The sequence below is a fragment of the Limnospira sp. PMC 289.06 genome (genome assembly GCF_032350395.1).
In the GTDB taxonomy this organism is placed as follows: domain Bacteria; phylum Cyanobacteriota; class Cyanobacteriia; order Cyanobacteriales; family Microcoleaceae; genus Limnospira; species Limnospira platensis.
Genome location: NZ_JARPLC010000160.1, coordinates 1 through 8,978, shown reverse-complemented (window position 1 = coordinate 8,978; position 8,978 = coordinate 1). Strand labels below are relative to the sequence as shown.

The window sequence follows — 8,978 nt, the reverse complement described above, 5'->3', positions numbered from 1 at the left end:
ATAGCGTCGTGATTTTAAATGATGATAAATTCCGTCCCCGCCAATGGTAAATTACCCCCAGAGTTGGCGATCGCGCAGCGTGCCCGCCAGAAGTATCGCCTAGCCTCTCAGAAGTGCGATCGCCTAGAGTCTCAGAAGTGCGATCGCCTAGAGTCTCAGAAGTGCGATCGCCTAGAGTCTCAGAAGTGCGATCGCGTACTCTCTCAGAAGTGCGACGTATCGCCTAGGGTATCGGAACGAGAATCGCGCAGCGTATGCGAAGCACATATCGCACCCCCGATTTTTATGGATTATTTAACAAATCAAAAAACTCCCTTTTCTCCAATCCAATATCCTTAATCATTCCCGATAAAGTTCCAGGTTTCAAATCTTTACCCGGGTGGATCGGTACAACAACCCTTTGACCCGATGAGTGTTTATAAATCACATGACTTCCTTTCTGTCGGTGTAATTGATAACCTAATTTGCTAATGACTCGGATAAAATCTTTCGCCTTAACTGTCGGAAAATTACTCATCGGGCGATCTGGACAGGCTTGATGATCAGATTCTCTTCAGGTATCGGTTCTTTATCCTCAAGCAAACTATCAATATATAATTCCATTGCTTCCGTGATATTTACCAAGGCTTCCTCAAAATCATCTCCCTGACTGTGACACCCTTTCAAAACCGGACAAAAAGCATGATAACCCCCCTCTGATTCTTTTTCAAAAATCACCGTGTAATTATAAATTTTTTGTTCTGAAGTAGACATGGACTTTACATTCATACACCATTCCTCAAATCTAGAACCCATCTTTGAAAATTTCTTTGATATACCGCATCAACTTACCTCTCAAATTTCCACGGACACCTACTATAACACAAATTTCGAGCCTCCAAAGCATTGCCCGCCCTCAGCTCCTCGGAGTGCGACGTATCGCAACCACCTCGACACCCCCCACTCAAACCGTCACTTATATCGGTTTCCCGCCATAAAGTATTCGGTTATCCGTACTTGACAAAATCTACTCAAGGATAATCTACCATGAAATTAACCATCATCTACAGAGCAGCCAAAGGAAATTAACAAACCCCGTTTTTTCAAAAAACCCCCTTTCTCGAAACAAGCGATCGCCTATCGCCTCGGAAGTGCGATCGCTTCATTCCTTGACCACTCCTCATAACTAACTTACCAACACACCGAGCCCCTGACATATCCCAGCATCATATGAGATCACGAGGCTAACGCAACTTGACAAATATCTACCGCTTTGGTACAATTGCTGGTTGTGCATTATCTTCTATGATGTAATCTGGGGAGTCAGCCAATTGGTCGGCGATTTTGTTCGGGGTAATCAACTGCTGCGGATCGGTAAGCTGGAAGAAGCTGTGGATGCTTATCAGAAAGCGATCGCTCATCATCCGATTTTTCATTGGTCTCACTACAAGCTGGGAGAGGCCTACGAGCAGTCAGGGAACTGGACTAAGGCCGTAGCCGCTTATCGGAAAGCCGTCGAACTCAACTCCCATTCCATCAGGTTTCACTACCAATTAGCCGTCGCCTTAGTGGCAACTGAACAACTCGATGCCGCCCTAGATGTCTTAAAAGCGGGGTTAAAATTACAGCCATCCTCTTATCACTATTATCATTTGTTAGGTAAGTGTTTAGCCGAAAAAGAGCAGTGGCAAGAGGCGATCGTCAATTATCAAAAAGCCCTAGAGTTCAACCCAAATCTCCCCCAAAAAGTCACGAAAGATTGGCAAGCAATTATTGAAGAGCTAGAATCCATCAGGCAGACAGACCCTCGCAAATTTTCCCAGAAGAACTACGTCTCTCTTGCGGAAGCCTACCGAAATAACCAGCAGCTTTCTCAAGCCGAGTTCATCGCCATTGAAGGGCTACAAAAATATCCCAAAAACGCCAATATACAAAACCACTACGCCCTCATCGCTTTAGTCGAAAATAACTGGATAGTTGCCAGTGAGCGATTAGAAAAACTCTTAGAAATGGAGACTCAAAAAAACTGGCGCACTTGGGTTCGTTTAATTCAAGCTTACCGAAATAGCGAACGATTTGAAAAAGCCGAATTAATCGCCGTTAAAGGTCTTCAAAAATACCGCAATCACCCAATGTGTAGCACAATCCAAAAAGAATACTGCCTGATACCTTTGGGTCAAAAAGATTGGGGGCAAGAGATTGAGAAGCTAGAAGGACTCCTACAAATGCAGGGTCAGAATGCTCATGAGGAGGTGTATGCCGATTTAGTCGCAGCCTACTCAGCCAGCCAGCAGTTTCAGAAAGCGGAACGTCTAGCCGCTGAAGGACTCCGGAAATACCCCAAGAGTTCCCTCATCAAACCCCAATCTGACGGGATGTCCGTAGGCGACAAAGACTGGGAATCAGCCGCTCAAGCCCTAGAAGAACTCTTACAAATCCAGGGGGACCAGGCTTCTGATAAAATCTATGCCGATTTAGTACAAGCTTATCGAAGTAGTCAGCAGTTTGAGAAAGCCGAATTGATGGCAACCGAGGGACTCCAGAAATACCCCAAGAGTCCCAGGATTCAGATTCAATCTGAACGGCTCTCCTTACGGGAGACGGATTGGGGAGTGGTGATTGAAGCTCTAGAAGACAAGTGGCAGATAGCGGGGGAAAAGGCTTCCGAGGAACTGTATGCGGATTTAGCGAAAGCTTATCGAAGTAGTCAGCAGTTTAGAAAAGCCAAGTTAATAGCCACCGAAGGACTCCAAAAATACCCCAATAGCGTTAGCCTAGAGAGAGAATCGTCACTAATCCGTTTGAGTAAAACAGATGGGGAGGTGTTAAGTCAAAGAGTCGAGGAACTCTTACGCCTGGAGGGTGAACAGGCTTCGGCTTGGACTTATTCCTATTTAGTCAAAGCCTATGGAAGCAGTCAGCAGTTTGAGAAAGCCGAGTTGATGGCCAGCGAAGGCTTACAAAAATACCCTGATAATTCCGCCATCAAGACTGAATACTCACTGATGTTCTTGAGTCAAAAGGGTTTGGGTGCCGCCCTGGAAAAGCTGGGACAACTGTGGCAAATGTCAGTCTCACAGGCTGCTGGGGAAAATCAGAATCCGTTAGAGCCATGGTCAACTCCTCATCTCGGTCAGACGCTTACAAAGTTCGACGGAGGTTTATTGATTAAGCGATATGCTAAAACAATTCGTCAACAAGGTATTTCAGTAAACAGAAGATTCCAAGCACAATTAAAGTCCCAGATTGATTTAGCTTCATCCCCCACAGAGAAGCTGAAGTTAATTTTTGCAGCCATGGCTAATATAGGTGACTATATGACCAGCAAGAATAACGACGAAGCCTTGGAATTAGGGTTTACCATTAGTAGCCAGCTTGCGGAAGTGATTGCAGATGACCTTGAGCAGATTCCTTTTGCTTTCATGGATAGGGACTCCTGGCTTAGATTGAAAAATTTCTTGATCGGGAATTATTTTATCATGTCTGGCTATCTAATTAGAAAGAAAATGGCTGAATTTGATAGCCAAAGTTTTCTGTCTGGGCAATTTCAAGAAAAGTCCGATATACTTAGATGTTTAAAATTATTCATCGAACAACGAGATAAATTAAAAAGTAAGGCAGCCCTGAAAAAGTTACTGGCAAGCTGTCAAAAGCCGAGTCAATTAAAAACTTATCTCAAACTCTATTTGGTCAATTATGAGCGGGACAAAGCCTCATATTCATATTTTGAGGGAAGCCTTGACTATATCAAGGCTGAAGAAAGCTATGCAAAACTCATTAACGGCAAAACGGTGGCGATTGTGGGTCCCGCCCCGACATCTGAGCCTCACGGGGAAGAAATTGATTCCTTTGATGTCGTGATTCGTATGACTTACTTGGATAACTTAGATGAATCACTCTATCCTTATACTGGAAAAAAAACAAGTGTTTCTTATTATAATGGAGGAAACTCAAAGTCATATAAATCATATATCAGGTTATTAATTCCCCAATTACAGTTTGTATGCTTAAAAAACGGTTATGCACTTTCAGAGTTGAGGCAACATAGTGTAAATGTCCGTGTCGCTCGTACGGTTAATCCCTGTTATGCAGGAGGCCCGAATCTTCTACCAATTATTCTCTCAGACTTAGCTGCATTCCAAGCTCAAAAAATAAAAGTATTTTGCAACAACTTATATATCAGTAAAAATTTGTATTTTGAAAATTATCCAAGTTTTTTTATCCATAAAAAATTCATTAAAAAACTTAATTCTTCGGTTTTATCTGCTCATGATCCAGCCAGCCAATTTAGCCTGGTCAAGAATTTTTGGCTCTCTGGGCTGTTTGAAGCAGATCCAGATCTGACCGAAGTCTTAAAATTAGAGGTGGATGAGTACATCTATGAAATGGAAAAGCTCTATGGTAATCATGATTTATTGATGGAGGGTTTAGGATAGCTAGTGATAGATGAAAGGTTAACCACAGGTCAATGGCAATAACTTTAGATATGAACCGACCAGCTTTAGATTTCTGCTTCCTGGACTGCACCCTCCGGGATGGAGGCTACTACAACGCTTGGGACTTCCCCCGCGATATCGTGATAGACTACCTAAACGCCATGCAAGCCGCTGGGGTAGATATCGTAGAACTCGGCTTTCGTTCCCTGAAAAACAACGGTTTTAAAGGAGCCTGCGCCTATACCACCGACGACTTTCTCCGCAGCCTACCCCTTCCTGAACGCCTCACCATTGGAGTCATGGTCAACGGCGCGGAATTACTGGGGGATATGCCCCTAGAACAAACCCTACAGCATCTATTCCCGGAAACCGCCGCCACCTCCCCCGTCCGTCTAGTGCGGTTCGCCTGTCATATCCACGAATTTCAGCAAGTCCTACCCGCCAGCACCTGGTTAAAAGAACGAGGTTTCCAGGTCGGCTTTAACCTCATGCAAGTAGCAGACCGCCTCCCCCAAGAAATCGAAACCCTTTCCCAACAAGCCTGTAACTATCCCCTAGACGTGCTGTATTTCGCCGATAGTATGGGCAGCATGAACCCTCAGCATACCCTAGAAATCATTAACAGATTGCGAACCCATTGGCAAGGAGCCTTGGGAATCCATACCCATGATAATATGGGCATGGCACTACAAAACACCCTGCAAGCCTTAGAAGCGGGAGTCACCTGGTTAGATGCCACCGTCACCGGAATGGGGCGCGGACCCGGTAACGCCAAAACCGAATACCTAGCCCTAGAACTCGGCCAACGTCGGCAGAAACCCTGTAGCCTAGTGCCTTTAATGAGCCTAATTGAGCGTTTCTTCCGACCCCTGCAAAACACCCACGGTTGGGGAACCAACGCCTACTATTACCTAGCGGGGAAACACGGCATCCACCCCAGCTACATTCAGTCCATGCTAGGAGACAGTCGCTACACCCCAGAAGACATCCTAGCGGTAATTGAACATCTGCGAGTCGAGGGAGGCAAGAAATTCAGTCTCAACACCCTAGACGCGGCCCGCAAATTTTATCACGGGGAACCCCAAGGAACCTGGGAACCTGCCAGTTTAATCCAAGGTCGTGAGGTCTTGCTACTGGGTACAGGTCCCGGTGTCGCCGCTCACCGCCAAGCCTTGGAACATTATATCCGCAAAGCCCAGCCTGTGGTCATGGCGCTCAACACCCAGTCCCAAATTAATCCAGACTTGATAGACCTTCGCCTGGCTTGTCACCCGGTGCGTCTATTAGCCGACTGCGAAACCCATACCCGTTTACCCCAACCGTTGGTTACTCCCGCCAGTATGCTACCAGAAGACGTGCAGCAGTCCCTCGCAGCCAAAGAGTTACTCGACTTTGGCTTAGTGGTCAAAACAAACACCTTTGAGTTTGCCCGCACCCATTGTGTGATACCCTCTTCTATGGTGATTGCTTATGCCTTGGCGGTGGTCACCAGTGGCAAGGCGAGTCGTATCTTGTTAGCTGGGTTTGACGGTTATACAGCAGGTGACAGCCGTAATCAGGAGATTGCAGAAATTCTGCATATCTTTATCTGTCATAGTCATAGTGTACAAATGGTTAGTATATTGCCGACTCAGTATCAAATAAGCCGAAAGACTGTCTATGCTCTGATTTAGAAAAGCTTCATAACTTTAAATGGAGGATAAAATGAAGAAAGTAGCAATTTTCGGTGCCAGTGAAACTGGAAGAAAAGTATATAAAACGATAAGAGCTGAGGCAAAAGTTCTTGCGTTTATTGACAATAATCAAGCCAAGTGGGGTGAGACTTTTGAAGGAATTGAAGTTATAGCACCTAATGATATAGAAGATCTCGATGTAGATGAAGTCATCATCGCCACGCTTCCAGGACGTGTTGCTGTGGGGCGACAACTACAGGCCTTGTTACCAAATAACAAGATCAACAACCAGTTCATCGAAGTTTTTTATCGAGCGCGTGTTCTATTTATGCGTTCCTTCGCGGAGATTGTCTATCGTCAGGGTTTAGAGGGTGCTGTCGCGGAGGGGTGGGTCTATCAAGGGGAGTTCGCGGAGGAAATAAACCGTTATTTTCCTGACCGTAAGTTTTTTTTATTCGACACTTTTGAGGGGTTTGCTGCCGAAGATGTAGCAACCGACCAATTTCGACTGCACTCCTCGTCATCGACGGGGACATTTTCTGACACATCTGTCGATTTTGTGCTCAGAAGGCTCCCTAATCCCAAGCAAGCGGTGATAAGACCCGGTCGATTTCCCGACAGTTCTATTGGACTTGAAGCGGAGCAGTTTTGTTTTGTGAATCTTGACTTTGATCTCTATGAACCGATCTTGGCTGGACTGAAGTTTTTCTGGGATAAGATGGTTCCCGGTGGAGTAATTCTCGTGCATGACTACTTCAGTGATAACTACTCGGGCGTTCGTGTTGCAGTCGAGGATTTCTTGACATCTGTGAAACCGCGCCCCGCAATTCTTCCAATTGGAGACGATTATTCCATCGCAATTGCGCGTCCGCCCCTTTAGAGCGAAGTCGTGTGATCCCAACTACGAATTAAACCAATTTGATTATGCCTGTCGATATTTCAGTATTCTTCCCTCTTCGTGCAGGAAGTACCCGAGTCCCGCGTAAAAACACGCGCCCCTTTCACCCGGACGGTCGCAGCCTTTTCCAGTTCAAACTGGACCAGATCGCTCGTATGCAAGACCGCTTTCTGGAGGTTGTGATTTCCACCAATGACTCGGAAGTAGTTCAACAGTTTCCAAAGTCCCTTGCCAAGACAAACATCAGGATTGAGCTACGGCCTGACTTCTTGTGCTCCTCAACCACAAAGGTTCAAGACCTGATCGATTACGTGCCAACAGTGACCAATGGGGACTTGATATTCTGGTTGCATGCGACATCACCCTTTGTGAACGAAGTCGATTACATGGCTGCAATCGACCTTTATGAGGCCGAAGTCTTGTCAGGTGAGAAGGATTCGGTCATGAGCGTGAATCGCCTTCAGCAGTTCATCTGGAGCGATCGGGAACGCCGCGTCATCAACACAGACCGAACTATCAATCCTTGGCCAAACACTCAGGATCTCGACCCACTCTACGAGATTAATCATGCCTTCTACATCAACTCTCGCCAAAACTACTATGCACTGAGGGACAGAATCGGTGTTCACCCGGCGCTCTATGTCTGTGAGGGGCTTCGCAAGATCGATATTGATTGGGAAGATGATTTTGAGGTAGCGCGCTCATTGCTGAAGGCTTATGAAACCTCCGTTGATTGAGACTTACCAGACTCTAATCTTTGACTGTGATGGTGTCATCCTCAACTCCAATCAAGTCAAAACCCAAGCTTTTTACAAAGCCACCCTCTCCTACGGTGAAGCCGCCGCCGAGTCCTTAGTTAATTATCATATCCAACATGGGGGAATTTCCCGCTATCATAAATTTGAAGTTTTCTTAAATGAACTCATCCCCCCAGGAACCACCGGAGCCAATTTAGATGAACTCTTAGCCCTTTACGCCGAAGAAGTCCGCCGAGGTTTACTCACCTGTGAAGTCGCCGAGGGTTTAGCAGAATTACGCCAACAAACTGCCTCTAGTCGGTGGCTCATTGTCTCCGGTGGCGACCAAAATGAACTGCGAGACATCTTTAGACAACGGGGGTTAGACTCCCTGTTTGATGGGGGAATTTTTGGCAGTCCTGACCGCAAGGAACAGATATTACATCGGGAGTTAGATAATGGCAATATTAAACAACCCGCCCTATTTTTAGGAGATAGTCAATATGACAGTCAGGCGGCTAGGGCGACCGGGTTGGATTTTATGTTTATCAGTGGGTGGACAGAGTTCAAAGGTTGGCAAAAATACTGTAGTGAAAACAACTTACCCCATATCAAAACCCTAGCCCATCTTCTGTCAAGTCCCAGAGACGAGAATTGATTCGGTTTTCCGGAATAAAGTATTCGGTTATCCGTACTTGACAAATGTTAGTTGTGATGTTAATAGACCCACAGAATAAGGAGCGATCGCCTATCGCCTCGCCAGTGCGATCGCCTAGCCTCTCGGAAGTGCGATCGCCTATCGCCTCGCCAGTGCGATCGCCTACCCTCTCGGAAGTGCGATCGCCTACATTCTCGGAAGTGCGTTCGCGCAGCGTGCCTGTAGGGCGTATCGCCTATCGCCTCGCCAGTGCGATCGCCTATCGCCTCGCCAGTGCGATCGCGCAGCGTGCCCGTAGGGCGTATCGCCTATCGCCTCGGAAGTGCATTCCCGTAGCCTCTCGGAAGTGCGATCGCATCTTACCAGAAAGCGATCGCATAGTGGAAAGTGGCTAAAATGGATGATTGAAATAACCCAGAGGACAACCCCCATGACCACCAATGCTGACGATGTTTGGAGGCTGCTGGCGGAATTGGCAGAAGCCCAGAAAGAAACCGAACGCCAATTTCAAGAAACCCGGCAACTCCTCCAGCGACAATCCGAAGAAAGCGATCGCCGCTTCCGGGAACAATCCCAAGAAAGCGATCGCCGCTTCCG

9 protein-coding genes are annotated in these 8,978 nt (G+C 46.5%); 7 read left to right on the top strand and 2 right to left on the bottom strand.

Going from position 1 to position 8,978, the window contains the following annotated elements; all coding sequences use genetic code 11:
* Positions 1–18 precede the first annotated feature (18 nt).
* Entirely contained in the window at positions 19–339 is a 321-nt protein-coding gene (locus tag P5674_RS21455; protein WP_148261833.1) for a hypothetical protein, read from the top strand.
* Here P5674_RS21455 and P5674_RS26675 read toward each other — a convergent pair.
* Both P5674_RS26675 and P5674_RS21450 read right to left on the bottom strand, forming a co-directional pair.
* The gene (locus tag P5674_RS26675; protein ID WP_006615816.1) at positions 284–517 is read right to left on the bottom strand and encodes a type II toxin-antitoxin system HicA family toxin; all 234 of its coding nucleotides are present in this window, start codon (positions 515–517) and stop codon (positions 284–286) included. The two genes, P5674_RS21455 and P5674_RS26675, sit on opposite strands and share 56 nt — an antisense overlap.
* Positions 514–753, bottom strand: coding sequence for a type II toxin-antitoxin system HicB family antitoxin (locus P5674_RS21450; protein WP_006615817.1), 240 nt, complete (start codon positions 751–753; stop codon positions 514–516). Before P5674_RS21450 ends, P5674_RS26675 begins: the two co-directional genes overlap by 4 nt.
* 557 nt (positions 754–1,310) lie before the next feature.
* On the opposite strand from P5674_RS21450, the gene P5674_RS21445 reads away from it, so the two are divergent.
* The 6 genes from P5674_RS21445 to P5674_RS21420 are packed head-to-tail and all read left to right on the top strand — an operon-like array spanning position 1,311 to position 8,776.
* Positions 1,311–4,415, top strand: coding sequence for a tetratricopeptide repeat protein (locus tag P5674_RS21445; protein ID WP_315670267.1), 3,105 nt, complete (start codon positions 1,311–1,313; stop codon positions 4,413–4,415).
* Between the two features lie 32 nt (positions 4,416–4,447).
* Positions 4,448–6,088 carry an aldolase catalytic domain-containing protein gene (locus P5674_RS21440; protein ID WP_315670266.1) on the top strand — a complete coding sequence of 547 codons (1,641 nt, stop codon included), beginning with the start codon at positions 4,448–4,450 and terminating at the stop codon, positions 6,086–6,088.
* 31 nt (positions 6,089–6,119) lie between these two features.
* Positions 6,120–6,968, top strand: a complete 849-nt coding sequence (locus tag P5674_RS21435) for a TylF/MycF/NovP-related O-methyltransferase (protein ID WP_315670265.1) — start codon at positions 6,120–6,122, stop codon at positions 6,966–6,968.
* A 44-nt stretch (positions 6,969–7,012) separates the two neighbouring features.
* Complete coding sequence (locus P5674_RS21430; RefSeq protein ID WP_315670264.1) at positions 7,013–7,723, top strand: cytidylyltransferase domain-containing protein; 711 nt, start codon at positions 7,013–7,015, stop codon at positions 7,721–7,723.
* Entirely contained in the window at positions 7,704–8,381 is a 678-nt protein-coding gene (locus P5674_RS21425; protein WP_315670263.1) for an HAD family hydrolase, read from the top strand. Before P5674_RS21430 ends, P5674_RS21425 begins: the two co-directional genes overlap by 20 nt.
* Positions 8,382–8,425: 44 nt before the next feature.
* Positions 8,426–8,776: a hypothetical protein gene (locus tag P5674_RS21420; protein WP_315670262.1), complete on the top strand. Its 351-nt coding sequence runs from the start codon at positions 8,426–8,428 to the stop codon at positions 8,774–8,776.
* The last annotated feature ends 202 nt before the right edge of the window (positions 8,777–8,978 follow it).

Coding starts and splice junctions, on each gene's coding strand:
- P5674_RS21455 (WP_148261833.1), top strand. CDS start 19: ATGATGATAAATTCCGTCCCCGCCAATGGTAAATTACCCCCAGAGTTG.
- P5674_RS26675 (WP_006615816.1), bottom strand. CDS start 517: ATGAGTAATTTTCCGACAGTTAAGGCGAAAGATTTTATCCGAGTCATT.
- P5674_RS21450 (WP_006615817.1), bottom strand. CDS start 753: ATGTCTACTTCAGAACAAAAAATTTATAATTACACGGTGATTTTTGAA.
- P5674_RS21440 (WP_315670266.1), top strand. CDS start 4,448: ATGGCAATAACTTTAGATATGAACCGACCAGCTTTAGATTTCTGCTTC.
- P5674_RS21435 (WP_315670265.1), top strand. CDS start 6,120: ATGAAGAAAGTAGCAATTTTCGGTGCCAGTGAAACTGGAAGAAAAGTA.
- P5674_RS21430 (WP_315670264.1), top strand. CDS start 7,013: ATGCCTGTCGATATTTCAGTATTCTTCCCTCTTCGTGCAGGAAGTACC.
- P5674_RS21425 (WP_315670263.1), top strand. CDS start 7,704: ATGAAACCTCCGTTGATTGAGACTTACCAGACTCTAATCTTTGACTGT.
- P5674_RS21420 (WP_315670262.1), top strand. CDS start 8,426: ATGTTAGTTGTGATGTTAATAGACCCACAGAATAAGGAGCGATCGCCT.